This is a genomic window from Ruegeria sp. AL11, assembly GCF_056540865.1.
The window spans coordinates 524,772-548,139 of sequence record NZ_JBQFXO010000001.1 but is presented as its reverse complement, the minus strand read 5'-3'; the positions used below and the strand labels follow the sequence as shown (position 1 = coordinate 548,139).

The 23,368-nt window shown below is 57.8% G+C and carries 27 protein-coding genes and 1 tRNA gene; 10 read left to right on the top strand and 18 right to left on the bottom strand.

Annotation, left to right across the window (positions count from 1 at the left end; genetic code table 11):
* The first annotated feature begins 2 nt into the window (after positions 1-2).
* From pstB to ACR0IP_RS02750, 5 genes are all read left to right on the top strand, one after another.
* Positions 3-800, top strand: a complete 798-nt coding sequence (gene pstB, locus ACR0IP_RS02770) for a phosphate ABC transporter ATP-binding protein PstB (RefSeq protein ID WP_170373719.1) — start codon at positions 3-5, stop codon at positions 798-800.
* 16 nt (positions 801-816) lie between these two features.
* Positions 817-1,524 (top strand): phosphate signaling complex protein PhoU, encoded by a 708-nt coding sequence (gene phoU, locus ACR0IP_RS02765; protein ID WP_170373720.1) that lies wholly within the window; start codon positions 817-819, stop codon positions 1,522-1,524.
* Positions 1,525-1,536: 12 nt separating this feature from the next.
* A complete protein-coding gene (gene phoB / locus ACR0IP_RS02760) occupies positions 1,537-2,226 on the top strand; it encodes a phosphate regulon transcriptional regulator PhoB (protein ID WP_170458202.1) in 690 nt (229 codons plus the stop codon).
* Positions 2,227-2,351: 125 nt separating this feature from the next.
* On the top strand, positions 2,352-3,581 hold the full coding sequence (locus ACR0IP_RS02755; protein WP_480523659.1) for an acyl-CoA dehydrogenase: 1,230 nt from the start codon (positions 2,352-2,354) through the stop codon (positions 3,579-3,581).
* A 120-nt stretch (positions 3,582-3,701) separates the two neighbouring features.
* The gene (locus ACR0IP_RS02750; RefSeq protein ID WP_480523657.1) at positions 3,702-4,469 is read left to right on the top strand and encodes an SDR family oxidoreductase; all 768 of its coding nucleotides are present in this window, start codon (positions 3,702-3,704) and stop codon (positions 4,467-4,469) included.
* On the opposite strand, the gene ACR0IP_RS02745 is transcribed toward ACR0IP_RS02750, so the two are convergent.
* From ACR0IP_RS02745 to ACR0IP_RS02730, 4 genes are read right to left on the bottom strand one after another with little or no spacing between them, the layout of a single operon-like run.
* Complete coding sequence (locus tag ACR0IP_RS02745) at positions 4,466-5,335, bottom strand: acyl-CoA thioesterase (protein WP_480523655.1); 870 nt, start codon at positions 5,333-5,335, stop codon at positions 4,466-4,468. The two genes, ACR0IP_RS02750 and ACR0IP_RS02745, sit on opposite strands and share 4 nt — an antisense overlap.
* Positions 5,336-5,386: 51 nt before the next feature.
* Entirely contained in the window at positions 5,387-6,610 is a 1,224-nt protein-coding gene (locus tag ACR0IP_RS02740) for a serine hydrolase domain-containing protein (RefSeq protein ID WP_480523653.1), read from the bottom strand.
* A gap of 18 nt (positions 6,611-6,628) precedes the next feature.
* A complete protein-coding gene (locus ACR0IP_RS02735; RefSeq protein ID WP_480523651.1) occupies positions 6,629-7,654 on the bottom strand; it encodes a phosphotransferase family protein in 1,026 nt (341 codons plus the stop codon).
* A 2-nt stretch (positions 7,655-7,656) separates the two neighbouring features.
* On the bottom strand, positions 7,657-8,475 hold the full coding sequence (locus ACR0IP_RS02730; protein WP_480523649.1) for an SDR family NAD(P)-dependent oxidoreductase: 819 nt from the start codon (positions 8,473-8,475) through the stop codon (positions 7,657-7,659).
* Between the two features lie 105 nt (positions 8,476-8,580).
* Between ACR0IP_RS02730 and ACR0IP_RS02725 the strand changes: the two genes are divergently transcribed.
* From ACR0IP_RS02725 to ACR0IP_RS02715, 3 genes are all read left to right on the top strand, one after another.
* Entirely contained in the window at positions 8,581-9,582 is a 1,002-nt protein-coding gene (locus ACR0IP_RS02725) for an NADPH:quinone oxidoreductase family protein (protein ID WP_480523647.1), read from the top strand.
* 115 nt (positions 9,583-9,697) lie between these two features.
* Positions 9,698-10,147, top strand: a complete 450-nt coding sequence (aroQ, locus tag ACR0IP_RS02720; RefSeq protein WP_170659561.1) for a type II 3-dehydroquinate dehydratase — start codon at positions 9,698-9,700, stop codon at positions 10,145-10,147.
* Positions 10,144-10,899 (top strand): LuxR family transcriptional regulator, encoded by a 756-nt coding sequence (locus ACR0IP_RS02715; protein WP_480523645.1) that lies wholly within the window; start codon positions 10,144-10,146, stop codon positions 10,897-10,899. Before aroQ ends, ACR0IP_RS02715 begins: the two co-directional genes overlap by 4 nt.
* Positions 10,900-11,261: 362 nt before the next feature.
* On the opposite strand, the gene tsf is transcribed toward ACR0IP_RS02715, so the two are convergent.
* From tsf to ACR0IP_RS02690, 5 genes are all read right to left on the bottom strand, one after another.
* Entirely contained in the window at positions 11,262-12,137 is an 876-nt protein-coding gene (gene tsf / locus ACR0IP_RS02710; RefSeq protein WP_170373730.1) for a translation elongation factor Ts, read from the bottom strand.
* Positions 12,138-12,214: 77 nt separating this feature from the next.
* A complete protein-coding gene (gene rpsB / locus ACR0IP_RS02705; RefSeq protein WP_170373731.1) occupies positions 12,215-12,997 on the bottom strand; it encodes a 30S ribosomal protein S2 in 783 nt (260 codons plus the stop codon).
* 166 nt (positions 12,998-13,163) lie between these two features.
* The gene (gene olsA / locus ACR0IP_RS02700; RefSeq protein WP_480523642.1) at positions 13,164-14,018 is read right to left on the bottom strand and encodes a lyso-ornithine lipid O-acyltransferase; all 855 of its coding nucleotides are present in this window, start codon (positions 14,016-14,018) and stop codon (positions 13,164-13,166) included.
* Positions 14,005-14,760: an L-ornithine N(alpha)-acyltransferase gene (gene olsB, locus ACR0IP_RS02695; RefSeq protein ID WP_170659564.1), complete on the bottom strand. Its 756-nt coding sequence runs from the start codon at positions 14,758-14,760 to the stop codon at positions 14,005-14,007. Before olsB ends, olsA begins: the two co-directional genes overlap by 14 nt.
* Positions 14,761-14,860: 100 nt before the next feature.
* Positions 14,861-15,043 (bottom strand): DUF3553 domain-containing protein, encoded by a 183-nt coding sequence (locus ACR0IP_RS02690; RefSeq protein ID WP_170373734.1) that lies wholly within the window; start codon positions 15,041-15,043, stop codon positions 14,861-14,863.
* Positions 15,044-15,083: 40 nt separating this feature from the next.
* Between ACR0IP_RS02690 and ACR0IP_RS02685 the strand changes: the two genes are divergently transcribed.
* Positions 15,084-15,680, top strand: coding sequence for a histidine phosphotransferase family protein (locus ACR0IP_RS02685; protein WP_170688672.1), 597 nt, complete (start codon positions 15,084-15,086; stop codon positions 15,678-15,680).
* Here ACR0IP_RS02685 and ACR0IP_RS02680 read toward each other — a convergent pair.
* From ACR0IP_RS02680 to ACR0IP_RS02640, 9 genes are all read right to left on the bottom strand, one after another.
* A complete protein-coding gene (locus tag ACR0IP_RS02680) occupies positions 15,677-16,939 on the bottom strand; it encodes a glutamate-5-semialdehyde dehydrogenase (protein WP_480523640.1) in 1,263 nt (420 codons plus the stop codon). The two genes, ACR0IP_RS02685 and ACR0IP_RS02680, sit on opposite strands and share 4 nt — an antisense overlap.
* A 21-nt stretch (positions 16,940-16,960) precedes the next feature.
* Positions 16,961-18,067 (bottom strand): glutamate 5-kinase, encoded by a 1,107-nt coding sequence (proB, locus tag ACR0IP_RS02675; RefSeq protein WP_480523638.1) that lies wholly within the window; start codon positions 18,065-18,067, stop codon positions 16,961-16,963.
* Positions 18,055-19,089, bottom strand: a complete 1,035-nt coding sequence (gene obgE / locus ACR0IP_RS02670) for a GTPase ObgE (RefSeq protein ID WP_170458227.1) — start codon at positions 19,087-19,089, stop codon at positions 18,055-18,057. The genes proB and obgE overlap by 13 nt, the downstream gene beginning before the upstream one ends.
* Positions 19,090-19,126: 37 nt before the next feature.
* A complete protein-coding gene (locus ACR0IP_RS02665) occupies positions 19,127-19,663 on the bottom strand; it encodes a GNAT family N-acetyltransferase (protein WP_480523636.1) in 537 nt (178 codons plus the stop codon).
* Entirely contained in the window at positions 19,660-20,268 is a 609-nt protein-coding gene (locus ACR0IP_RS02660; RefSeq protein WP_480523634.1) for a LysE family translocator, read from the bottom strand. Before ACR0IP_RS02660 ends, ACR0IP_RS02665 begins: the two co-directional genes overlap by 4 nt.
* 96 nt (positions 20,269-20,364) lie before the next feature.
* Positions 20,365-20,634, bottom strand: a complete 270-nt coding sequence (gene rpmA / locus ACR0IP_RS02655) for a 50S ribosomal protein L27 (protein WP_039535512.1) — start codon at positions 20,632-20,634, stop codon at positions 20,365-20,367.
* A gap of 11 nt (positions 20,635-20,645) precedes the next feature.
* Complete coding sequence (locus tag ACR0IP_RS02650) at positions 20,646-21,257, bottom strand: 50S ribosomal protein L21 (RefSeq protein ID WP_480523632.1); 612 nt, start codon at positions 21,255-21,257, stop codon at positions 20,646-20,648.
* A 209-nt stretch (positions 21,258-21,466) separates the two neighbouring features.
* Complete coding sequence (locus ACR0IP_RS02645; protein WP_170764320.1) at positions 21,467-22,267, bottom strand: DUF2059 domain-containing protein; 801 nt, start codon at positions 22,265-22,267, stop codon at positions 21,467-21,469.
* The gene (locus ACR0IP_RS02640) at positions 22,267-23,109 is read right to left on the bottom strand and encodes a DUF2059 domain-containing protein (protein WP_480523630.1); all 843 of its coding nucleotides are present in this window, start codon (positions 23,107-23,109) and stop codon (positions 22,267-22,269) included. Before ACR0IP_RS02640 ends, ACR0IP_RS02645 begins: the two co-directional genes overlap by 1 nt.
* A 123-nt stretch (positions 23,110-23,232) precedes the next feature.
* Between ACR0IP_RS02640 and ACR0IP_RS02635 the strand changes: the two genes are divergently transcribed.
* Positions 23,233-23,322: transfer RNA gene (locus tag ACR0IP_RS02635), tRNA-Ser, on the top strand.
* The last annotated feature ends 46 nt before the right edge of the window (positions 23,323-23,368 follow it).

The following is a 23,368-nucleotide window of genomic DNA, read 5'->3' as shown; positions in this document are numbered from 1 at the left end:
CCATGAACGACATGTCACGAGTGGAGAGACAAGTGGATACCAATGAAATCAAGCTGGAGTGCCGGGACTGCCAAGTCTTTTACGGTGACACTCACGCGATCAAAGATGTGAATGTCGATATCGAAGACAAGACTGTCACAGCCTTCATCGGTCCTTCGGGCTGCGGTAAATCCACGTTCCTGCGCTGTCTGAACCGGATGAACGACACAATTGATGTCGCACGTGTTGAGGGCAGCTTCAAACTGGACGGCGAAGACATCTACGACAAACGCGTTGATCCGGTTCAGCTGCGCGCCAAGGTCGGGATGGTGTTCCAGAAACCCAACCCGTTCCCGAAGTCGATCTATGACAATGTGGCCTATGGCCCGCGCATCCACGGTCTTGCCAAGAACAAAGCGGAACTGGATGAGATCGTCGAGAAATCCCTGCGTCGCGGTGCGATCTGGGAAGAGGTCAAGGATCGTCTGGACGCTCCGGGCACCGGCCTGTCTGGCGGTCAGCAGCAGCGCTTGTGCATTGCCCGCGCCGTGGCGACAGAACCTGAAGTTCTACTGATGGACGAGCCTTGCTCGGCGCTGGACCCGATTGCGACTGCCCAGGTCGAAGAGTTGATTGACGAACTTCGCGCTCAGTATTCGGTGGTAATCGTGACTCACTCAATGCAGCAGGCCGCGCGTGTCAGCCAGAAAACAGCCTTTTTCCATTTAGGTAACCTCGTCGAGTTCGGCGAAACAGGACAGATTTTCACCAACCCGGTGGACCCGCGCACCGAAAGCTACATCACTGGCCGGATCGGCTGAGCACAGGTATTCCGACATGAACGATTCAGAACAACATATTGCCTCTGTCTTCGACCGCGATCTCGAAGCGATCCAAGCACATATCATGAAGATGGGCGGTCTGGTCGAAGCCGCGATCATGGGTGCCGCCCGCTCGCTAGAAACGCGGGACGAGGAACTCGCCCAGCAGGTGCGTCAGGGCGATAAAGCCATCGACGCGCTCGAGGACATTATCAACGAGGAAACCGCCCGCCTGATCGCCCTGCGCGCACCCACGGCAAGCGACCTGCGGCTGGTGCTGTCGGTACTGAAGGTCTCGGCCAACCTGGAACGGATTGGCGACTATTCCAAGAATATCGCCAAGCGGACCACTGTGCTGGTGAATTCGGGCGAGATCAACGGGAGCGCCTCGGCGCTGCGCCGGATGGCGCGCGAGGTTGAGGTCATGCTGCGCGATGCGCTGGATGCCTATATTCAACGGGATGCCGAACTGGCCGCAGATGTCATCGACCGCGATGAGGAGGTGGACCAGATGTATAACGGATTGTTCCGCGAATTCCTGACCTTCATGGCCGAGGATCCGCGCAGCATTTCGTCCTGCATGCATCTGCATTTCATCGCCAAGAACATCGAGCGCATGGGCGACCACGTGACCGCGATTGCCGAGCAGGTCGTGTATCTGGTCACCGGCGAGCGCCCGACCGAGTCGCGCCCCAAGGCCGACACAACGTCGCAAACCGTCTAGGAGACGCCTCCCATGTCTGCAGATCAACCAACGGTTCTGGTGGTCGAAGATGAGCTCGCCCAGCGTGAAGTGCTGGCCTACAACCTCGAGGCCGAAGGCTTTCGTGTCTCGAAAGCCGCCAGCGGTGACGAGGCGCTGTTGTTGGTAGACGAGGACAGCCCGGACATCATCGTTCTTGACTGGATGATGCCCAATCTCAGCGGGATCGAGGTCTGCCGACGCCTGAAAACACGGCCCGACACCCGCTCTATTCCGATCATTATGCTCTCAGCGCGATCTGAAGAGGTCGACAAAGTGCGAGGGCTTGAGACGGGCGCAGATGACTATGTGGTCAAGCCGTACTCAGTCGTGGAACTCATGGCTCGTGTGCGCACCCAACTGCGTCGCGTGCGGCCGGCCACGGTCGGCATTCGCTTGGAATTCGACGATATTGTGCTGGATTCCGAGACCCATAAGGTCAGCCGCGGCAGTCATTCGCTGAAACTGGGGCCGACCGAGTTCCGCCTTCTCAGCACCTTCATGGAAAAACCCGGCCGGGTCTGGAGCCGCGAGCAATTGTTGGACCGGGTCTGGGGCCGAGACATCTATGTCGACACCCGAACGGTCGATGTCCATATCGGCCGTTTGCGCAAGGCGCTGACCCAGCATGGCGGCAATGATCCCGTGCGGACGGTGCGCGGGGCAGGGTACGCATTGGGGTAAAAAGGGAAGGGAGTTCCGGCCCCCTACCTATGACATTTACTCATAATCGGGTGTCAAACTCTTGCTGTTTTTCCGCGAAGTGCCACGTTACTGTGCAGCAACTTCAGACAGAGCGGAGACACCCGATGAACGCCCCTGCCACCAAACCGACTTTGCGCGCAAAAGATGCGCCGGATCTGGGTAAGTTTGCCTGGGACGATCCGTTCCGTCTGTCCGATCAGCTGTCAGAAGACGAACGTATGATCGCCGACAGCGCGCGCGCATACGCGCAGGAAAAGCTGCAGCCGCGCGTCACCGCCGCATTCCAGAACGAAGAAACCGACCCTGAGATCTTTCGCGAAATGGGCGAGATGGGCCTTCTGGGCACCACGATCCCCGAGGAATATGGCGGCCTAGGCGGCGGCTACGTGTCCTACGGCCTAGTCGCGCGCGAGGTTGAGCGCGTGGACTCGGGCTATCGCTCAATGATGTCAGTGCAAAGCTCGCTGGTGATGTACCCGATTTACGCTTACGGGTCCGAGGAACAGCGCCGCAAATACTTGCCGAAACTGGCTTCGGGCGAATGGATCGGCTGTTTCGGCCTGACCGAAGCTGACGCCGGGTCTGACCCCGCAGGCATGAAAACACGGGCCGAGAAGATCGACGGCGGATACCGCCTGACCGGCACCAAGATGTGGATCTCGAACGCGCCGATTGCGGATGTATTCGTGGTCTGGGCCAAGTCTGATTCCCATGACGGTAAGATCCGAGGCTTCGTTCTGGACAAGGGTCAGCCGGGTCTGTCTGCACCGAAGATCGAAAACAAACTCAGCCTGCGGGCCTCGATCACCGGAGAAATCGTGCTGGATGGCGTCGAGGTGGGCGAGGGCGCTTTGCTGCCTCACGTGCAAGGACTGAAAGGCCCGTTCGGCTGTCTGAACCGCGCGCGTTATGGAATCAGTTGGGGCGTGATGGGTGCAGCCGAACACTGCTGGCACGCGGCTCTGCAATATGGTCTGGACCGTAAGCAGTTCAACAAACCGCTCGCGCAAACGCAGCTGTATCAACGCAAACTGGCCGACATGCAGACCGAAATCGCCTTGGCTCTGCAAGCAAGCCTGCGCGTCGGTCGCCTGATGGATCAGGCCGAAGCGGCGCCTGAGATGGTCTCAATCGTCAAACGCAACAACTGCGGCAAAGCACTGGACATCGCGCGCATGGCCCGTGACATGCACGGCGGCAACGGTATCTCGCTGGAGTTCGAGGTTATCCGCCACATGGTCAATCTGGAGACTGTGAACACCTATGAGGGTACTCATGACGTTCACGCTCTTATCCTCGGACGTGCCCAAACCGGGCTGCAGGCTTTTTTCTAGGTCTATAAGGCGGTTAGGTGTAGGGTTTGATCTAGGGCCGCAGTAATCTGTAATACGTGTAATTGGTATTATGGTAATTATTTCGACCACTGATCAAACTCAACCACCGAGGATAGCGATTTGGAACTGAGCGGAAAGACAGTTGTCATAACCGGCGCAGCTGGCGGTATTGGCAAAGGTCTCGCTGAAAGGTTCTCGGCAGATGGCGCCACCGTTGTTTGTTCCGACATCGACGGAGCAAATGCGCAAGCCTTGACGGACGAGATCGGCGGGCACGCATTTCCGTGCGACGTCGCCAGCGAAGCGCAGATCAAAGCGCTTATCGAGCATGTCGAGGACGAGATTGCTCCGATCGATCTGTTTTGTGCAAATGCCGGAATTCTGACACTCGGCGGTTTGGACATGCCAGACGAAGACTGGAACCGCATTTGGGACATCAACGTGATGTCTCATGTTTGGATGGCGCGTCACCTTGTTCCACGGTTCGTCAAGCGCGGCCACGGCTACATCATGATCACGGCGTCGGCTGCCGGGCTTTTGAACCAACCCGGCGCGGCGCCGTATGGCGTCACCAAACACGCGGCCATCGGTTTTGCAGAATGGTTGGCGTTGACCTACGGCCATAAGGGTTTGAAGGTTTCGGCACTATGCCCACAAGCTGTCAAATCCGAGATGACACGCGGTCATGAAACCTCGGTCGCGGCAATTGACGGCATGCTCGAGCCGGAGGATGTCGCACAGGCCTGTGTGGACGGTATTCGAGCCGAGCAATTCTTGATCCTGCCGCATCCCGAAGTCCTTCAATACATACGTCATAAAACTGCCGACTATGACCGATGGCTGCTCGGCATGAATAAATTAAATCAACAGTTTATAGGCGACCCTTAAGAGCGGCCATTTGGTCGCCGCATCAATCCCTCTTGCGCAACTGACGCCACCAGAACGCCATCCTCGGAATAGATGGAGCCGCGATTGAAAGACCGCCCCTGCCCCGTCCACGGTGATTCCATCACATAGAGATGCCAGTTTTCAAAACGCACCGGCGCATGAAACCACAGCGCGTGATCCAGGCTCGCTGCGTTTACCTGACCCGTGAACCAGCTCAGCCCATGCGGCCGCATGCCGGAACTCATTAGGCTCATGTCTGATGCGTAGGCCAAGATCAGATGCTGCGTTCGGGCATCAGTTGACGCCGCTCCGGGCATCCGGAACCAGATATTGTTCTGATCGTCGGAAATTTCAGGTCGAAATGGGTCGAGATGGTCTACTTCGCGCACTTCTATTGGCCGCTCGCGCAACAGCTCTTTTTTAATCTTTTCAGGGACTTGGTCCACATACTTATGGCGCAATTCGCTACGCGATGGATGGGTTTCTGGGCTCTCAGAAGACGGCATCGGATGCTGATGAGACCACCCCTCGTCCTCAACATGAAAGGACGCGGACATGTTCAGGATCTGCTTGCCATGCTGGATCGCAACCACGCGCCGCGTGGTAAACGACCCGCCGTCTCTGGCCCGATCCACTTGATAAACAACGGGAATACTGGGGTCACCCGGACGAATGAAATAAGCATGCAAGGAATGGCAGAGCCTGTCATCAACCGTTCTGTAAGCCGCTGCTAGCGCCTGCGCGATGACCTGACCGCCAAAGATACGCGTCGGTGTCTCACCGCCGGACCCAGTACCCCTGAACAGGTCAACCTCAAGCCGTTCAATGTTCAGAAGGTCCAGAAGAATACGCTCAGCTTCGGTCATGGGTTGCTCGATCTTGTTCATTTGGGGGATGAGGTACCAACACCCGCGCCATCAATCAATCACCGCACCCAAGACCAGAGCTTTAAGTTCCGCGCGGGACGGATAAGAGCTGGACGGCGACAATTGAGTGAAGAACACAGCCGTCAAATCCAAGGACCGGTCAATCCAGAAATAGGTCGAGGCCATGCCGCCCCAGCTGAAGTCCCCGACAGATCCCGGCACTCCGGTACGACCCGGGTTCAGCACGACTGAGCCGCCCAATCCAAACCCCATACCTTCCATCGGTTGTTCCGCAAAACTACTGGGGCCCATTGAGGCAATATCGCCGGGTAAGTGATTGATCATCATGAAATCTACTGTCTTCGGACCCAATAGCCGTTCGCCACCGGCCTGCCCTCGGTTCCGCAGCATTTCAGCAAACCGGCTATAGTCATCTATCGTTCCGACCAGGCCGCCACCGCCCGAGAATGTAGTGGTGGATTCGAACGGAGAAGATCCCGCTTGATCCACCAGCCTGAGCGTATCCTCGGACTGTTCGGCCGAGTTTAGATCCATCGCATCGCCGGCCAGAGGCGTATAGAGCGAAGCAAATCTATCGCCAGCATGTTTCGGGACCGAAAAGCTGGTCTCTTGCATGCCGAGCGGCTCAAAGATCTCCTGTTGGAAGAACTGGTCCAACGTCTTTCCCGAGACGACTTCGACTACGCGTCCAAGGACGTCGGTACTGACCGAATACTCCCACCGGCTGCCCGGTTGAAACGCCAAAGGCAGCGTTGAAAGATCATCTACCCTATCCTTCAGAAGCCCTTGATTAGGTTTGAAGATCATATCCCGCTCGTCCATCGCCGATGGCAGAACACCGGGATTGAATGGGTAACTGAACCCGCTCGTGTGGGTCAGAAGCTGATGAAGAGTCGGCGGCGGCGCAGCTTCGGTCTGATCCAACCGTTCGGCATTTGGAACCAACGCCTGAGGCGCGGCAAATTCGGGTAGATACTCGGACAATGGCGCGCCAAGGTGGATCAATCCGCGCTCGACCAGCATCATAACGGCAACTGAGGTGATCGGTTTGGTCATCGAGTAGATACGGACCAGCGTGTCACGCTCGAAAGGGAGTCCTGCTTCGATATTGCGTAGGCCGCAGGCGTGGAAGAAGACCTCCTGCCCTTTGTGTTTCAGAAGAAGCGAGCTGCCGGGATATTTTCGTTGATCTACATAGAGTTGCATCCACGGGCGAATGCGATCCAACCTGTTTTTATCCCACGCAACCGGCATTCCAAAGTTCCCTCTGCCCTAGGCGTCCAAAGCCGACAAACCATGCTGCGCAAACAGCGGCACGTAGTCACCGAACAGTTTCGCCCGGCCCGGGTCCGAGGCGTTGCCGTCCAGCGCGCGTTTGTAGACGCCCTGCAGAATGGCGGCCATTCGAAAGAAGTTAAAGGCCAGATAGAAGCCAAAATACCTGATTTCCGACAGCCCACGCCGCGCGCAATATTGCTCGATATAGTCTCTATCACTGGGCAATCCGAGGGTTTTGCGGTCAATCCCAGCCAGCCCCCGCCCTTCTGGACCCGGAGGCAGCTGCCATTGCATGATCACTGCGGCGAGGTCGGCGTAAGGATGGCCGATCGTCGACAACTCCCAATCCAGCACGCCGATGCACCGCGTGCCGCCGCGTTCAAACATCAGGTTGTCGATCCGGTAGTCGCCATGCACAAGACTGCGCTGACCATCGTCTTCGGGCAAAGCCGCCTCCAACCCTGTGATCAGCGCATCCATCTGAGCGATCTTGTTTGTCTCGGACGCGCGGTACTGCTTCGTCCAGCGCGCGATCTGACGTTCGAAGTAATTGCCGCTCGGGCCATAGTCGGCGAGGCCCACTGCTTCGATATCGACGGAATGCAACGCGGCCAGCACCCGGTTCATTTCATCCATGACGGCGGTGCGCGTCTCATTGCTTTCACCGGTCAGGGTTGGTTCCAAGAAGACACGGCCCTCCAAGTGTTCCATCACATAGAAACTGGATCCTATGACTGAGGTGTCTTCACATAGAAGAAACATTTCAGGCACAGGGACATCGCTGCCTGCAAGCGCCTGTTGCACACGAAACTCACGCTCCACTGCATGCGCAGATTTCAGAAGCTTTCCCATTGGCTTACGACGCAGAACGTAAGTGCGATCCGGCGTCTCAAGTGCGAAAGTCGGGTTGGATTGCCCGATATCGAACTTGCGGGCCTTCAGAGGGCCGTTGTACCCGGAGAGGTTTGCGGCAAGGTAGGTATCGACGGCGTCCAGATCCAATGGGCTTTTCGTATTCATCGTCAAAACGCTTCGGCAAAGATGTTGCCTGCTGTGACCACGTTGATGCCTCCGGACACGGGGATGACGGCTCCGGTCACATAGCTGCCCCCTCGCCCACACAGAAACAGCATGCAGCCAGCGATGTCATCATCACGCCCCACACGGCCCAGAGGAACCGATTTGCCGACCTTCTCGCGCGTTGCCTCATCCGCAGTTGCAAAGGCTGTCATGCGCGAGACGAACGGGCCGGGTGCCAGAGCGTTGACGGTGACGTGGTAAGGCGACAGTTCCTTGGCCAGGATTTTGGTTAGATGCAGGACGGCCGCCTTGGAGGCCGAATAGCTGTATGCCCCGTCCCCCATGGGAACCTCACCCATGACCGAGCCGACATTGACCACCCGCGCCGGGTCTTCGGCGGTGCCGGACTTCATAAGCAAGGGCAGTAGTTTCTGCGTCAGCTCAAATACACCCGCGACGTTGACGGACATCACTTTGCCCCATGCGTCATGAGGGAATTGACCTAAAGGCGCACCCCAGGATACACCCGAATTATTCATCAAAATATCAAGGCGTTCCGTCCGTTTATTGATCTTGGCAACGACTTCGTCGATTCCGTCTTTACTGCCCAGATCCCCGGCAAACCCCTCGGCACTGCCGGTGGCATCCAACGCGTTCAGCTCCGCCGCGACGGCTTCGCAGGCGTCACCTTTGCGGGAGGCGATCAGCACATGCGCTCCGGCCCGAACAAGCGCTTCGGCGGCCATGCGGCCAATTCCGGTGGCACCGCCCGTGACCAGAGCCACCTTTCCATCCAAAGAAAACAGGGTTTCCGGGGTCATGCCGCACTCCTTGCTTGTCGTAGGGGAAAGAGGGTGCGCCGTTGACAGCGCGCGATCCCGCCCCAAAATTCCATCTGCAAGAATAACAGGAACAATGAGGGCAACATGCAAGCATTACTCAGCGTCGCAGCGGGTGGACCGGAGACTCTGGAATTGACCACCCTGCCCGATCCGACCCCGGGCCGTGGAGAGATTCTGGTTGGAATAAAGGCCGCCGGGGTGAACTTCCCCGATACGCTGATGATCCGCGACCTCTATCAGATGAAGCCGCCGCGGCCCTTCGCCCCTGGTGGTGAAATCGCAGGTGAGGTGCTTGCGCTTGGCGACGGCGTAGAGGGGTTCGCGATCGGAGATCGCGTTCTGGCGCTGACCGGTCATGGCGGCTTTGCCACGCATCTTGCGATCAAAGCCAAGGACGCAATCAAGTTTCCCGACACCATGCCCTTTGATGAGGCGGCGTGTTTTATCTTCACTTACGGCACGTCCTACCATGCCCTAAAGGATCGAGCGGCCCTCCAACCGGGTGAGACGCTGTTGGTTCTGGGGGCCGCGGGTGGTGTCGGATCGGCGGCAATCGAGTTGGGCAAAGCCATGGGCGCGCGAGTCATCGCTGCGGTTTCCACGCCAGACAAAGCTGAATTCTGCCGCTCGATCGGTGCGGATGAGACGATCCTGTACCCCAAGGATCCTGACAAAGACGCGCAAAAGGCGTTCTCGAAAGATATCAAGGCACTGGCGGGCGCCGAGGGTGTCGATGTCATCTATGATGCAGTGGGCGGAGCCTATGCGGAACCCGCGTTGCGAAGCATTGCATGGAAGGGGCGATATCTGGTTGTCGGGTTTCCGGCTGGCATCCCCAGCGTACCGCTCAATCTCGCGCTGCTGAAAGGGTGCCAGATCGTTGGCGTCTTCTGGGGGGCCTCCGTCTTTCGGGAGCCTGACGCTCACGCTGAAAACCTAAGCGAATTGTTTGACTTATACGCCGCAGGTAAAGTCAAACCCCGCATCACGGCGCGCTTCCCCCTTTCCGAGGGCGCGGCGGCAATCGAGCTGCTTTCTCAGCGCTCCGTTCTCGGAAAAGTTGTGGTCACAATGGACGATACCTAACTGGAACGGGTTGCATCAAAAGCATCTTTGTCAGCCCACTCGCCTCATTGGAGCATTGTCCGGTAGACATCCCCACCAAATGCCGTTTAAGAAACGAATATGGGGACGGAGATTTATGAATAAAATTCTTGTGTTGAATGGCCCGAACCTCAATCTTTTGGGCACCCGACAGCCTGAGGTTTACGGCAGCACCACCTTGAAAATGGTGGAGGAGCAATGCGTTGCTCATGGCACGTCTATCGGGCTTGAGGTTTCGACATTTCAATCCAATCACGAAGGAGCGCTTATTGACGCCATCCATCAGGCCCGTGGCACGCAGAACGGTTTGGTTCTGAACGCAGGCGCTTATACCCATACGTCGATTGCCCTGATGGATGCGATTGCCTCGGTGGAGCTGCCTCTGGTCGAGGTTCACCTGTCCAACATCCACGCGCGGGAAAGCTTCCGCCACAAGTCCTACATCTCGTCGGTTGCCCTTGGGCAGATCTGCGGTTTTGGTGCGCAGAGCTATGTTTTGGCGCTGGATGCCTTGGCGGCTCATCTGAAATCAGGGGACGTTGCATGAAGCTGAAGGAATATCTTCGCTTTGTCAGCTATTCCAGAACCTTGGAAGAGCTTTGGGATGCCCATTGCCGACAGATGGCCATATACGGGTTTGACCGTCTAATTTATGGCTACACTCAATATCTTACTGCCACATCCTTGGGCGACCCTGAGGATTTTGTCATCCTCAGTAATCATCGGCGGGAATATGTTGATGGTTTTCTTGGTGACAGCAGGTATTCCAACGCTCCGATGCTGCAATGGGCTTTGAACAACGATGGCGCGGCAAGCTGGGGGTTGATTCAGGATTTGGCCTTGAACGGGGAACTCACGCCCGAGCAGCAAAAGGTTGTGGATTTCAACAAGTCGCACAACGTGCTTGCTGGATATACTGTCAGCTTCAACTCGGTCTCGGTGCGGTCCAAGGGAGCGATCTCGCTATCGGCCGAAGAAAACCGCAACCAGGACGAGATTGACGACATGTGGGAAGAGCATGGCGAGGATATCCTTCTGATGAACAACATCGCTCATCTCAAGATCCTGACCCTGCCCTACACACCGCCGAATCGGTCGCTCACCAAACGTCAGCGAGAGGCGCTGCAATGGGTCGGTGATGGCAAAACGACTCAGGATATAGCCCTGCTGATGGGGCTGACGGCGGCGACAGTAGAAAAACACCTGAGGCTGGCACGCGAATCGCTTTCGGTCGAGACGACGGCCCAGGCCGTTCTGAAAGCCGCCCTACACAACCAGATGTATGTTATGGAAGCCTGACCACAAGAGATTGACGCCAAACCGCGTCAATTTACCTTAGGTAAGGAAATCATGACTTCCCATCTTCACGAGAAAATTGCAGATTGATACCGTTCCGTGAGTGGTGGCTTTAGCCAAGGAACATTCGATTGGATCTTTGCAATACCAGAGCTCTCCAATCACTCTGACTTTTGGAGCGCCTATTCGTCCGCGTACCGACGTCGGAATTTTGGAGGGTCCCGACCATCCCCATCATGCGGGGCCCTCCATTCACCTTCTGCTTGAACAGACAAATCCATCTCTGGCACAAAAAAACCGGCCACGTTCGACGTGACCGGTTCTGAATGTCGTCAGGCCCCGCAACCGGGGCCTGGAGCAAAGGCTTAGCCTTGTGCCGCTTTGGCAACTTCTGCAGCGAAGTCTTCTTTTTCGACCACGATGCCTTCGCCAACTTCCAGACGGATGAAGCCGGTGATGGTTGCGCCTGCTTCTTTTGCCGCTGCTTCAACGGTCAGGTCAGGGTTCACAACGAAGGACTGGTTCAGCAGAGTTGATTCAGCCACGAATTTCTTCATACGGCCTTCGATCATCTTCTCGATCACCTGCTCCGGCTTGCCGGATTCGCGGGCGATGTCCATCTGAACTTGCTTTTCTTTCTCGACAACAGCCGGATCCATGTCGGCCTCGGACAGAGCTGCCGGGTTCACAGCGGCGATGTGCATCGCAACCTGCTTGCCGATCGCTTCGTCGCCACCGGTCAGAGCAACCAGAACGCCGATTTTGCCCATGCCGTTGGTGGCTGCGTTGTGAACGTAGGACACAACGGTGTCGCCCGACAATTTCGACATGCGGCGCACCGACATGTTTTCGCCGATGGTGGCGATCTTGTCGGTGATGGTGTCTGCAACGGACTTTCCGCCCAGATCAGCAGCCAGCAGAGCTTCGACATTGTCGACGCCTTCAGCAGCGTAGGTGATCTTGCCGACCATTTCCTGGAACTCAGCGTTCTTCGCAACGAAGTCTGTTTCCGAGTTCACTTCGACGGCAACACCGTTGCCACCGTTGACGTGAACAGCAACCAGACCTTCTGCTGCGGTACGGCCCGATTTCTTAGCCGCTTTGGCCAGGCCTTTGGTGCGCAGCCAGTCAACGGCCTCGTCCATGTTGCCGCCGGTTTCGGTCAGGGCTTTTTTCGCGTCCATCATGCCTGCGCCGGTTGCGTCGCGCAGTTCTTTAACCATTGCTGCTGTGATTGCCATCTTTTGGCTCTCCTCAATTCAAACGGAATTGGGGCAGGTCATACCCTGCCCCATGTGTCAATTACGTGACGGGCAGCTTACGCTTCGGCCGGAGCTTCGGCGGCTTCTTCTGCAACGACTTCTTCAACCGGTGCTTCTTCGAAGGCACCCAGGTCAACGCCTGCAGCACCCATCTGAGCGGTCATACCGTCCAGAGCGGCACGTGCGGCCAAGTCACAGTACAGCGAGATCGCACGGGCTGCGTCGTCGTTGCCTGGGATTATGTAGTCAACGCCGTCGGGCGAGCAGTTGGTGTCGACAACAGCCACAACCGGGATACCCAGTTTGTTGGCTTCTGCGATGGCCAGTGCTTCTTTTTTGACGTCGATGACGAACAGCAGGTCAGGAACACCGCCCATCTCGCGGATACCGCCCAACGATGCCTGCAGCTTCTGCTGGTCACGCTCCATGCCCAGACGCTCTTTCTTGGTCAGGCCTTCTGCGCCCGATTCCATGGCTTCGTCGATCTGGTTCAGACGGTTGATCGACTGGGAAACGGTTTTCCAGTTGGTCAGAGTGCCGCCCAGCCAGCGGTGGTTCATGTAGTACTGAGCCGACTTTTCAGCCGCTTCAGCGATCGGGCCAGCAGCCTGACGCTTGGTACCAACGAACAGAACGCGGCCACCTTTTGCGACGGTGTCACGAACAGCCTGCAGAGCCTGATCCAGCATTGGAACGGTCTGGGTCAGGTCCATGATGTGGATGCCATTGCGCGAGCCGTAGATGAACGGGCCCATGCGGGGATTCCAACGCTGTGTCTGGTGACCAAAGTGAACGCCAGCTTCCAGCAGCTGACGCATGGAGAACTCGGGAAGAGCCATGCTATTTTCCTTTTCCGGTTTACGCCTTGGCGGGGGTGAAAGAAGCGGATGCTCCAACCGGCGGTCTTGATGAGGATGTCTCCCTCAAAAAGCCCAAACCCCGCCTGCGGGTTTGAATGGCGCGCGTATACGGCAGGTTTGGATGCAGCGCAAGGGCCAATCGCCCTTATTTTTCAAGCCGCGCCAAGCTGTGCGCGTGACGGACAGCCTCTTCGCAATGCGCGGCCAGCGCCTTGCGGTTTTCAAAGTCGCTGACCTTGGCAGGTGCATGATAAATCAGCTCGACCGCCCCCTGCCTGCGCGCGCCGAGCGTCTTCAGCAAATGCGGGCCGAAATCCATGTCGCCCCACCAACCGTAAAACCGGTCCGGTTCACCCACAGGAGCGTGAAACACCACCGAGACCGGCTGCACATACATGAAATCTCTCAACTCATCCGCGAAGAACGCGGCAAAGAGCGTTGTTTTAAATTGCAAAACCCTGAGGCCGTCGGTCGAGGTTCCCTCAGGAAAAAACAGCAGCTTATGCCCCGCTTTCAGGCGGGTTTCGAACACCTGCGTTTGTTCTTTTGCCTTCTTCCGGTCCCGTTCGATAAAAACCGTTCCGGTCGCGCGCGCCAACCAGCCGATACCGGGCCAATTCGCCACTTCGGCCTTGGAAACGAAATACACCCTTTTGCGCGCGTTCAGCGCAAAAATGTCCAGCCAGGAGGTGTGGTTGGCCACCACTGCACCACGCTCAGCCATCAGATCTCCGGAAGTGCGAAAACCTATGCCAAGAATGCGAAAGGCGTTGCGGCAAACAAATTGGGTGATGAACGGAGTTATTGGTCGGCGAATACCGAATAAGGGGAGTTCGATCAGGCGTATCGCCAGCAAGATGATCAAGCCACCAAAGACCAGCAGCGCCAACGGCACACCGCGCAAGAAAACCAATACCCACCCCAGAACGCCAAGGTGAATCGCATCCGGCGCGTCTTCACTGTTCCAAAGCGGATCACTCACGGGATTAGGCTCCGCCATAGATGCGCTTTTGCCGCTCGTTCATCCGAGCGGTATCTAGGATCAAGCAGACATCTGTGGTGTTAAAGCTGTGGTCGATAAAGGCCCCCTCGCCCACGAAACCGCCCAAACGCAGATAAGCTTTGATCAGCGCGGGCACCTGCACCATTGCCGCCCTGCGATCGAGGTCTTCGGGTGCCACGAGGTTCATGGATTGAAACACATCAGGCTGCGCACGGACCCTCAGATCGGCAGGCGCCAGGTGGTTGTGATGCAGCATCGACAAGGGCTGGGCGAGCGCTGTGACATCGGTGCCGTGAAAGCTGGCAACACCGAACAAAACCTCGATCTCACGCTCGTTGACATAGGCCGCCAAACCGTTCCACAGGTGATACATGGCCGTGCCGCCGCGATAGTCCGGATGCAGGCAAGACCGGCCAAGCTCTAGCAGCTTGCGACTGCTTTGCTTCAGAACTGTCAGATCATACTCGTCCTCGGAGTAAAACTGGCCTAACTCTGCCGCACGTTCGCCCGGTAACAGCCTGTAAACGCCGACAGTTTCCCCGGTTTGATCGTCGATCGCCAACATGTGATCGAAATACGGATCGAACTTGTCTTGCTCTAGACCGGCATCGTGATCGACCATCTCTCCGCCACCACCTAATTCGCGTACAAACACGTCGTAGCGCAAGCGTTGCGCGGCGCGCAGGTCCTGTTCGGTTTCAGCGAGTCGGATGGTGAAAGAAGGGCCTGAATCCGGCATGTCGTTCCTTGAAGTTGCCTCCGGCTGATACCGCAGCTTTTCCCCCAAAGGCAATACGGGTCCCATCTGATGACTGGCGTTAACCTTTCCTAAACCAGTTTCACGGATCAAAGACCGGCATCAAGGCGATACGCGATCCGTCGATTACCACTTTCCCCTGCTCGCGGAAGTTCACGGTAATCTTGCCCCCGATATTGGACTGCACCTGTCCAACGCCCCAATCGGGGAAATCGGGGTGGCGGACGAACATGCCCGGTGCAAGAATGGCATTGAGGTCTGTCATGGGGGCTCCGGTCTGGTGGCAGATACAGCAGGAGGTACGCATGGGCGCCACAGACGTCAACCTGGCCGAGCTCATTGGCTCGCGCATCTGTCACGATCTGATCAGCCCGATCGGGGCCATCACCAACGGGCTGGAGCTGTTGGATATGGTTGGCGCGGTACAAGGCCCCGAGATGGAGCTTATCTCGGGCAGTGTCGGCAGTGCTGGCGCGCGCATTCGGTTTTTTCGCGTGGCCTTTGGCTCGGCCAGCGACCAGCCATTGGGGCGCAGCGAGGTCGCCGAGTTGCTAAAAGACGTGGAACGAGCAGGTCGTGTGCGGGTCAACTGGAACCTGACCGAGGCTGTGCCACGCAATCAGGTCAAACTGGCCTTTCTGGCCCTGATGTGCTGCGAGAGCGCGATGCCGTTTGGCGGGCAGGTCGATATATCGACCTCTGACATCGGTTGGCAGGTAACAGGCACAGCCGATAAGCTGAACATTGACAATGACTTGTGGAAGAATGCTGCCACGGGCAACTTCGCCAACAAACTCACCCCTGCGCAGGTTCAGTTTGCCTTGCTGCCGGAAACGGCGGCGGCCATGGGGCGGCGGGTTGCGGTCGAAACCGCCACAACCCGCGTCGCCCTAAGGTTTTAGGTACGGGTCGTTCCGTTACCGCGCACCAGATATTGGAAGCTGGTCAACTGCGCCGCGCCGACCGGACCACGTGCGTGCATTTTACCCGTGGCAATGCCGATCTCAGCGCCCATCCCAAACTCACCGCCATCCGCAAACTGCGTTGACGCATTGTGCATCAGTATGGCGCTGTCCAACCGCTGGAAGAAGCGGGCCGCAGCCGCGTCATCCTCGGTCATGATGCAATCGGTGTGGTTCGAGCCAAAGTGCTGGATATGCGCAATGGCGGCATCGATATCGGCGACAGGTTTGGCGGCAATGATGCTGTCCAGAAACTCTTTGCCCCAATCCTCAGAGGTGGCTTGGTTTGTTCCGTCGACGGCCAGAACACCTTCGGCATGAACCTCGACCCCGGCGGCCATAAGCGCGGCAATCACGTCGCGCCCAAGGGTTTCGGTCACGTCCTGATGGATCAGAAGACACTCTGCCGCGCCGCAAATACCGGTACGCCGGGTCTTGGCGTTCAGCACAACGTCCAGAGTCTTTTGCGGGTCAGCGGCCTTGTCGATGTAGATATGCACGATGCCTTCAAGATGGGCGAAGACCGGCACGCGCGCCTCTCGCTGAACCAGCCCAACCAGTCCTTTACCACCACGCGGAACGATGACGTCGACATAGTCGGTCATGGTCAGCAATTCCTGCACCGCCGCGCGGTCACGGGTCGGCACAAGTTGAATAGAATCCTCAGGCAGGTTCGCGGCCTTCAGACCCTCGACCAGACAGGCGTGAATGGCGGTGGAGGAGTGAAAACTCTCGGATCCACCGCGCAGGATCACGGCGTTGCCGGATTTCAGACACAACGCGCCCGCATCCGCTGTCACATTGGGACGGCTTTCGTAAATCACCCCAATGACACCCAACGGCGTGCGCACACGCTGAATATTCAGGCCCGAGGGCATGTCCCACTCGGTCATCACCTCGCCCACTGGATCGGCTTGATCAGCCACTGTGCGCAGGCCGTCGACCATGCCCTGAATGCGGTCCTCATCCAGCATCAGACGGTCCATCATGGCAGGGCTCAGGCCCTTTTCGCGTCCGAACTCCAGATCTTTCTTGTTGTCTTCGATGATCTGAGCGCGATTGGCCCAGACGGCCTCAGCCGCCGCGATCAGGGCTGCATGTTTGCGCTCGGCCGAGGCAAAGGCCAGCTCGCGCGCTGCAGCTTTCGCGCGTTTACCCAGATCGGCCATCAGAGCGGGAATATTGTCGAGATCCTTCATAATCTTAGCCTTTCTGCGCCGTTACAGCGCCAAATCGTCCCTGTGAATCAGCGCTGCACGACCAGGGTAGCCCAGCGTAGCCTCAATCTCTGAGGATTTTCGCCCTTTGATTGCGTCCGCCTCTTGCGCAGTATAGCGGCTGATGCCCTGCGCCAGTCGACGCTCTTGCAGGTCAAGAATGGCAACCGGATCGCCGCGTCCGAAATCACCGGTCACTTCGACGATACCCGCAGGCAACAGGCTTTTGCCATTTGAAAGCGCCTTTGCGGCGCCGTCGTCAATCGTTATCTCTCCGCGCGGTTTCATAGCCGAGATCCAGCGCTTGCGCGCCGCATGCGGATCAAGCGTCGCCGTAAACCACGTGCTGTTCGCGCCATTCTCAAGCGATTGCAATGGGTTGAGCGTCGATCCTTCGGTGATCGCCATGTCGCAACCTGCAGCCGTCGCCATCTTGGCCGCCATCAGCTTGGTCTTCATACCGCCCTTGGAGAGGCCTGAACCAGCGTCTCCGGCCATCGCCTCAATCTCGGGCGTGATCTGGTCGATCGTGTCGTAGCGCGTGGCCGAGGCATCTTCGTTCGGGTTGCCGGTATAGAACCCGTCCACATCCGACAGAAGGATCAACTGGTCCGCACCAACGGTCACCGCGATCTGCGCGGCCAGCCGGTCATTGTCGCCATAGCGGATTTCATCCGTGGCGACAGTGTCGTTTTCGTTGACGATGGGAACAGCGCCAAGGCCCAATAGCGTCTCGAGCGTTGCGCGTGAGTTCAGATAGCGGCGGCGATCCTCGCTATCCTCAAGCGTGACCAGCACTTGGGCCGTGGTGATCTGATGCGGGGTCAGCGCCTCTTCATAGGCGCGCGCGAGACGGATTTGCCCCACGGCTGCCGCAGCCTGAGACTGCTCCAGAGCCAACGCCGCCGCAGGCAGGCCCAAAACACCGCGCCCCAAAGCGATCGAGCCAGAAGACACCAAAATCACATCCGTGCCTTGCCCTTTCAGCCAGGCCACGTCCTGAGCCAGCGATTTCAACCAATCTGAGCGCAGTTGTCCCGTGTTCCGATCCACCAGCAAGGCGGACCCGATCTTGACCACCAGCCGACGGGCTGCGGTCAGGGTTGCCACGGCGCGGCCTCCTCGGCGGGTTTCTGGCGCAGGCGGTTTTCGTCGATCTGAGCACGCAGGGCGCGCAGCACCTCGGTCACGCCCAGATGCGCAACGCCCGACATTGTCATGACCGGGCCACCGACGGCCTCTTCCAGTTCGGCCTTGGCCAGATCACGTTCTTCGTCATCCAGCGCGTCGACCTTGTTCAATACCGTGATCCGAGGTTTCTCGGCCAGTTCTCCGCCATAGGCCTCAAGCTCATGGATGATGGTGCGGTAGTCGTCGGCCACGGTTTCCGAGGTGCCATCGACCAGATGCAGCAACACCGCACAGCGCTCAACGTGGCCGAGGAACCGGTCGCCGATCCCGCGCCCTTCATGAGCGCCTTCGATCAGGCCGGGAATATCGGCCACGACAAATTCCACATTGTCCACGCCGACCACGCCCAGATTGGGGTGCAGCGTGGTAAACGGATAATCCGCGATTTTGGGCCGCGCGTTAGAGGTTGCAGCCAGAAAGGTCGATTTGCCGGCATTGGGCATGCCCAACAGGCCAACATCCGCGATCAGTTTCAGCCGCAGCCAGATGGTGCGGTCAATACCAGCCTGCCCCGGATTGGCTCGACGCGGTGCCTGGTTGGTGGCCGATTTGAAGTGGAGGTTCCCAAAACCGCCATTGCCGCCCTTGGCCAGCAGAACCCGCTGCCCGACCTCGGTCAGGTCGCAGATCACGGTCTCTTCGTCCTCATCGAGGATCTCAGTCCCGACCGGCACACGCAAAATGATGTCGTCACCATCTTTGCCGGTGCGTTGCTGACCGCGGCCCGGTTGGCCGTTCTTGGCAAAGAAGTGCTGCTGATAGCGGAAGTCGATCAGGGTGTTCAGCCCGTCCACGACCTCGGCCCAGACAGAGCCGCCTTTGCCGCCGTCCCCGCCATCAGGTCCGCCGTATTCAATGTACTTTTCGCGTCGGAAGCTGACGCAGCCGCCACCTCCGGCCCCGGACCGGATGTAGACCTTTGCTAGATCGAGAAATTTCATGAGTGTCCCCTACTGCAAAGGCCCCATCGGCCACAAGTCAGAGTTTCTTTGTATAGGTCCAGGTGGGCACATTCGCGTCGCGTGCCACCGAATAGCTTTCTGCATCGCCCAGATACTGGAACCCGCAATGCGTCAGTACCCGCGCTGAGGCCGGATTGTCCTGGAAAACGCTGGCGAACATATTGGCGTTCTCAAGCGGATTGGCACCGACCAATGCCTCAACCGCCATCGAGGCAATGCCCGTGTTCCAATAGACGGGCGCAACCCAATAGCCAACCTCGGACTGGTTGCGATCAAGCCGCTGCAATGAGATCAGGCCGATCAGCTCAGGCCCGCCGTCCTTTGTGGCGTCCATCGCCCAGACGTCCTCATCCCGGTCTTCCGCCATCGAGCGGTTCACGAAGGCCTCAATCGAGCCCGGCGGCAACGGGTGCGGGATCGATGTGGTCATACGCGCCACACGCTCATCACCTGCGTAATGTTCGATAAGCCCCATATCCGACCGACGCAGAGGGCGCAGATCGAACCGCTCGGTTTCGATGACCGGCTGATTTATGATTGCTTCAAGTTTCATGAGTGCGTTCCTCCTCCGAACAACACAAAAAGTACGGACGCAATAGTCAGACTGGCGAGCGTCCACATCAGATATTTTTCCGCAGGCCGACCTTCAACCATATGGGCGATCCGGTCCCCTGCAAATGTCCAAATCGGGTGCAAAACGATCTGGCAGAACAACAAACAAAGAGCGATCGTGAGCGTCGCCTCAAAACTGGACGTGCCCGCCGCAACAAACCCCGTGAACCCCGCAATGATCATCGCCCAGGCCTTGGGGTTCAGCGGATGAACTATGAGCCCAGACAAAAAGCCCGGTGCTTTCCCATCCGCCGTTGCACGAGACAGCCTGAGATTGGCAATCTTCCAAGCCAGCCAGCAAATATAGGCAGCAGAAGCGTATTTCAGCACCTCAAACGCCAGCGGAGCCTGATCGGCAACCTGCATCAGGCCAAAGCCTACGGGCCAGATGATCAGCTGCTTGCCCAACACGACGCCGGCCACAAAGGGTAACGCGGCACGAAAGCCGTAGCGCGCACCTGTTCCCATCAGGACCATGTTGGCCGGTCCCGGCGTGCCGACCTGTGAGGCGGCAAAGATGAGGAAGCTTGTGGTTGCGACGGGCATTGCTGTTCTGGATCACGACTGCGTTAAAACGAAAAAGGGACCGGCATTTTCTGCCGGTCCCCCATGAATTTTTTATTAAACCTTCTGGGTTTCGGCTTACTCTGCGGCCTCCGCCACTGGCAGGACCGAAATGAAGGTGCGGTTTTTGAGTCCCTTGTGGAACTTTACGGCGCCATCGGTGGTTGCAAAGATTGTGTGGTCTTTGCCCATGCCTACGCCTTCGCCCGGCCAGAATTTGGTGCCGCGCTGACGTACGATGATGTTGCCTGCGATGGCCGCCTGGCCACCATACAGTTTCACGCCAAGGCGGCGACCAGCTGAGTCGCGACCGTTACGGGAGGAACCGCCAGCTTTTTTATGTGCCATTCTCTCTCTCCTTAGCCTTGAGCCAGCTCTTTGGCTTGCTCAACCCATTCGGGTTTCACTTTGATGGTGTCGATAGCAGCAATCTGCTCGTCCGACAAGGCGGCCAGAGCGGCAAAGCTCTCGATACCGGCTTCAACCAGCTTTTTGGCAGCGGCAGGGCCAACACCGTTCAGCTTGGTCAGATCGTCAGCGGCAGCAGCGGCGGGTGCCTCTGCTTTGGCTTCTGCTTTCTTGGCAGGTTTTACAGCAGGTGCCGCTTCGCCAGCCGGAGCAGATCCGGTTGCAGCTTTGATGCCCGACTTGTCAGCGCCCGACGACAGGATGTCGGTGATTTTGACCAGTGTCAGCTTCTGACGGTGGCCAACGGTGCGCTTCGAGCTGTGCTTACGACGGCGCTTGACGAATTTGATGACCTTGTCACCTTTGATCTGTTCGATCACTTCGGCCTGTACGCCTGCGCCTTCAACGAAAGGTGCACCAACAACCGGAGCGTCGCCGCCCAGCATCAGAACATCGTTGAATTGAACTTTTTCACCTGCGTCGGCAGCCAGTTTTTCAACGCGGAGCACGTCGCCCGCCTGAACCTTGTACTGCTTGCCGCCAGTCTTGAGGACCGCAAACATGCGTCTTTCCTTTTCTAACCCGCGTTCTGTGGTCCCCTACCGGGCGTTTTTGGCCTGAAAGCCACCTCGAACAGCGCGCCCTGTTTGGGCTGTGTGGAAGACCCCGCGAAGTTTCGAAGGGTCATATAATAACGACACCCGGCGCGGAGAACCGGCCGGGATGCGCGCTTATCCACATAATGAAAGGCAAAGTCAACACCCAAGACCGGTCAGAGATCCGAGGATTGCCACACCTGCGCCACCGCCGCACCCAGACGGTACGAGATCCCATCAAACATCTCGTCAAACCCCTTGAACAGGGCAGCGTTCAGGGCCTGCCCGGTCTCGGTTCTGGAAAACGCGATATTCTCGCGCATCTCGACCTCATCCAGCGGCTGATAGGCCAGAAGCAGAAAAGAGTACAACCACGTGGTCGTCTCTGCCGTCACAGTGTCTTTCTGCGCCAGCAACCCGTCCAGAACCTCTTCGTATTCGGCCAAACTGTCACCGTAGAGACCCAGGAAAAAGTTGTAGTCCGCACTCAGCGAGCCTTGGACGTTCTGGTCAATCAGGTCGTTCGCGCGGATGTATTCCTCGACCAGTTCGAACCGGGGCGAGTCAGGTTCGGTGCCCTCATAGGCCTCATTCGCCATCTCTTCGATTGCCTCATCGGCAAAGGCTTTGCGGGCCGAGTTCTCCAGCGTCACGATCGTCTGCCCCAGATCGCTTTCGAAGAAAACGATTGCCTGGTCCATCTGCTCTTTCGTCATGCCTTCGGCGAAAGCTTCGGTCAGACGGGATTTCATCCAGGAGTGGTTATAGATCTCTTGAACCTGATCGTGAAACAGAGGGCCTCCGTCACCGTCCAACAGGCTCTCTTCGAGTTCCTGCTGATGGACCATGCCCTCGTCGATCAGAATGCCTACAACCTGATCCAGCTTCATGGCATGCGCCAGCCGATTGGCCCGTTCATTCGCGACAGCTGGCAGTGCGCAGAGAATCGTCACTACTAAGGCAAGTGCCAGACGCATCAGATATCCTGAGCCGGATGAAGGTCTGCCATGCGGACAGCCAGAACCTCAAACCGCATGGCCATGATCTCATACTGGATCGCATTCAGAAGCTCATAAACCTCTTGCATCAGAGGCTGTTCAAGCGCCTCGGCATAGGCCTCGACCTCGGCGTCCGAGAAATCCTGATAGGTATAGGCCGCCCCTGCCAGCGCCGAAAGCTGCAGGGCCTGGCGCATCCCGGCCTCATTCTGTCGCAGCATCAACCGCAGCTCATCCGCGTCCAGTTGCAGGTCGATCACGCCAGACGCACTAGCCGCCAGAAGAAACCGCAATTGGATCTCCTGCAAAGCGCGCAACGAAGTCCCGCTGGCATCAATCGCATCGTTCATCCGCTTGAGCTGTTCAACCCGGGGCGAGCCATCCTGCACAAGTCCAGCAACAATTTCCTGCCCCTCTTGCTGCTTGGCCTCTTCATCCTCATTCAGATGCGCCGCGTTTTCGACCTCTACCAGCCTTTGCCCCAGATCCGAGGCATAAAACTCCACCGCATGGGCCAACGCCTCATCGCTCAGCGTCTCTTCGAGAATCGAGACCGCCGTTTCATGCATGAGCTCGGTATCGAACACCTCTTCGGTCAAGCGGGTCCAGTCTGATCCGAACCCATCGGGATCAATGCCCAGCATTTCAGGGGCAGAACCGGACGCTAGCGCGATACTCTCCAGCGCCACATCAAACCCGGTGGTATTGAGGAAGGCTTCGATCCGGTCGCGGTTGGCCGCAGCCGAAGAAACGGGGACCAAAACAAGCGCGACAAGCAGCGCGAGCAATGGGACAATAGAACGCTCAACTCGATTTTTCATGACTATCAGCCTAGGTGTTTTGTTGCGGCAGGCAATGGAAAATCCAAGGAATGTGAATTCTGGGAATTTTCTGCTTGCACCCCTGCGCGTTCCTCACTAAATCCCCCCCTCACAGACCCCCGCGGAGAGGTGCCGGAGTGGTCGAACGGGGCGGTCTCGAAAACCGTTGTGGGTGCAAGCCCACCCAGGGTTCGAATCCCTGTCTCTCCGCCAGAAACCATTCATTTTACTTTCTTTCCCCAAGTTCGGCCCTATGCGC

Bases quoted from the DNA above. Each gene is read 5' to 3' on its own strand.
- pstB (WP_170373719.1), top strand. From the start codon at position 3: ATGAACGACATGTCACGAGTGGAGAGACAAGTGGATACCAATGAAATC.
- phoU (WP_170373720.1), top strand. From the start codon at position 817: ATGAACGATTCAGAACAACATATTGCCTCTGTCTTCGACCGCGATCTC.
- phoB (WP_170458202.1), top strand. From the start codon at position 1,537: ATGTCTGCAGATCAACCAACGGTTCTGGTGGTCGAAGATGAGCTCGCC.
- ACR0IP_RS02755 (WP_480523659.1), top strand. From the start codon at position 2,352: ATGAACGCCCCTGCCACCAAACCGACTTTGCGCGCAAAAGATGCGCCG.
- ACR0IP_RS02745 (WP_480523655.1), bottom strand. From the start codon at position 5,335: ATGACCGAAGCTGAGCGTATTCTTCTGGACCTTCTGAACATTGAACGG.
- ACR0IP_RS02740 (WP_480523653.1), bottom strand. From the start codon at position 6,610: ATGCCGGTTGCGTGGGATAAAAACAGGTTGGATCGCATTCGCCCGTGG.
- ACR0IP_RS02735 (WP_480523651.1), bottom strand. From the start codon at position 7,654: ATGAATACGAAAAGCCCATTGGATCTGGACGCCGTCGATACCTACCTT.
- ACR0IP_RS02730 (WP_480523649.1), bottom strand. From the start codon at position 8,475: ATGACCCCGGAAACCCTGTTTTCTTTGGATGGAAAGGTGGCTCTGGTC.
- ACR0IP_RS02725 (WP_480523647.1), top strand. From the start codon at position 8,581: ATGCAAGCATTACTCAGCGTCGCAGCGGGTGGACCGGAGACTCTGGAA.
- aroQ (WP_170659561.1), top strand. From the start codon at position 9,698: ATGAATAAAATTCTTGTGTTGAATGGCCCGAACCTCAATCTTTTGGGC.
- ACR0IP_RS02715 (WP_480523645.1), top strand. From the start codon at position 10,144: ATGAAGCTGAAGGAATATCTTCGCTTTGTCAGCTATTCCAGAACCTTG.
- tsf (WP_170373730.1), bottom strand. From the start codon at position 12,137: ATGGCAATCACAGCAGCAATGGTTAAAGAACTGCGCGACGCAACCGGC.
- rpsB (WP_170373731.1), bottom strand. From the start codon at position 12,997: ATGGCTCTTCCCGAGTTCTCCATGCGTCAGCTGCTGGAAGCTGGCGTT.
- olsA (WP_480523642.1), bottom strand. From the start codon at position 14,018: ATGGCGGAGCCTAATCCCGTGAGTGATCCGCTTTGGAACAGTGAAGAC.
- olsB (WP_170659564.1), bottom strand. From the start codon at position 14,760: ATGCCGGATTCAGGCCCTTCTTTCACCATCCGACTCGCTGAAACCGAA.
- ACR0IP_RS02690 (WP_170373734.1), bottom strand. From the start codon at position 15,043: ATGACAGACCTCAATGCCATTCTTGCACCGGGCATGTTCGTCCGCCAC.
- ACR0IP_RS02685 (WP_170688672.1), top strand. From the start codon at position 15,084: ATGGGCGCCACAGACGTCAACCTGGCCGAGCTCATTGGCTCGCGCATC.
- ACR0IP_RS02680 (WP_480523640.1), bottom strand. From the start codon at position 16,939: ATGAAGGATCTCGACAATATTCCCGCTCTGATGGCCGATCTGGGTAAA.
- obgE (WP_170458227.1), bottom strand. From the start codon at position 19,089: ATGAAATTTCTCGATCTAGCAAAGGTCTACATCCGGTCCGGGGCCGGA.
- ACR0IP_RS02665 (WP_480523636.1), bottom strand. From the start codon at position 19,663: ATGAAACTTGAAGCAATCATAAATCAGCCGGTCATCGAAACCGAGCGG.
- ACR0IP_RS02660 (WP_480523634.1), bottom strand. From the start codon at position 20,268: ATGCCCGTCGCAACCACAAGCTTCCTCATCTTTGCCGCCTCACAGGTC.
- rpmA (WP_039535512.1), bottom strand. From the start codon at position 20,634: ATGGCACATAAAAAAGCTGGCGGTTCCTCCCGTAACGGTCGCGACTCA.
- ACR0IP_RS02650 (WP_480523632.1), bottom strand. From the start codon at position 21,257: ATGTTTGCGGTCCTCAAGACTGGCGGCAAGCAGTACAAGGTTCAGGCG.
- ACR0IP_RS02645 (WP_170764320.1), bottom strand. From the start codon at position 22,267: ATGCGTCTGGCACTTGCCTTAGTAGTGACGATTCTCTGCGCACTGCCA.
- ACR0IP_RS02640 (WP_480523630.1), bottom strand. From the start codon at position 23,109: ATGAAAAATCGAGTTGAGCGTTCTATTGTCCCATTGCTCGCGCTGCTT.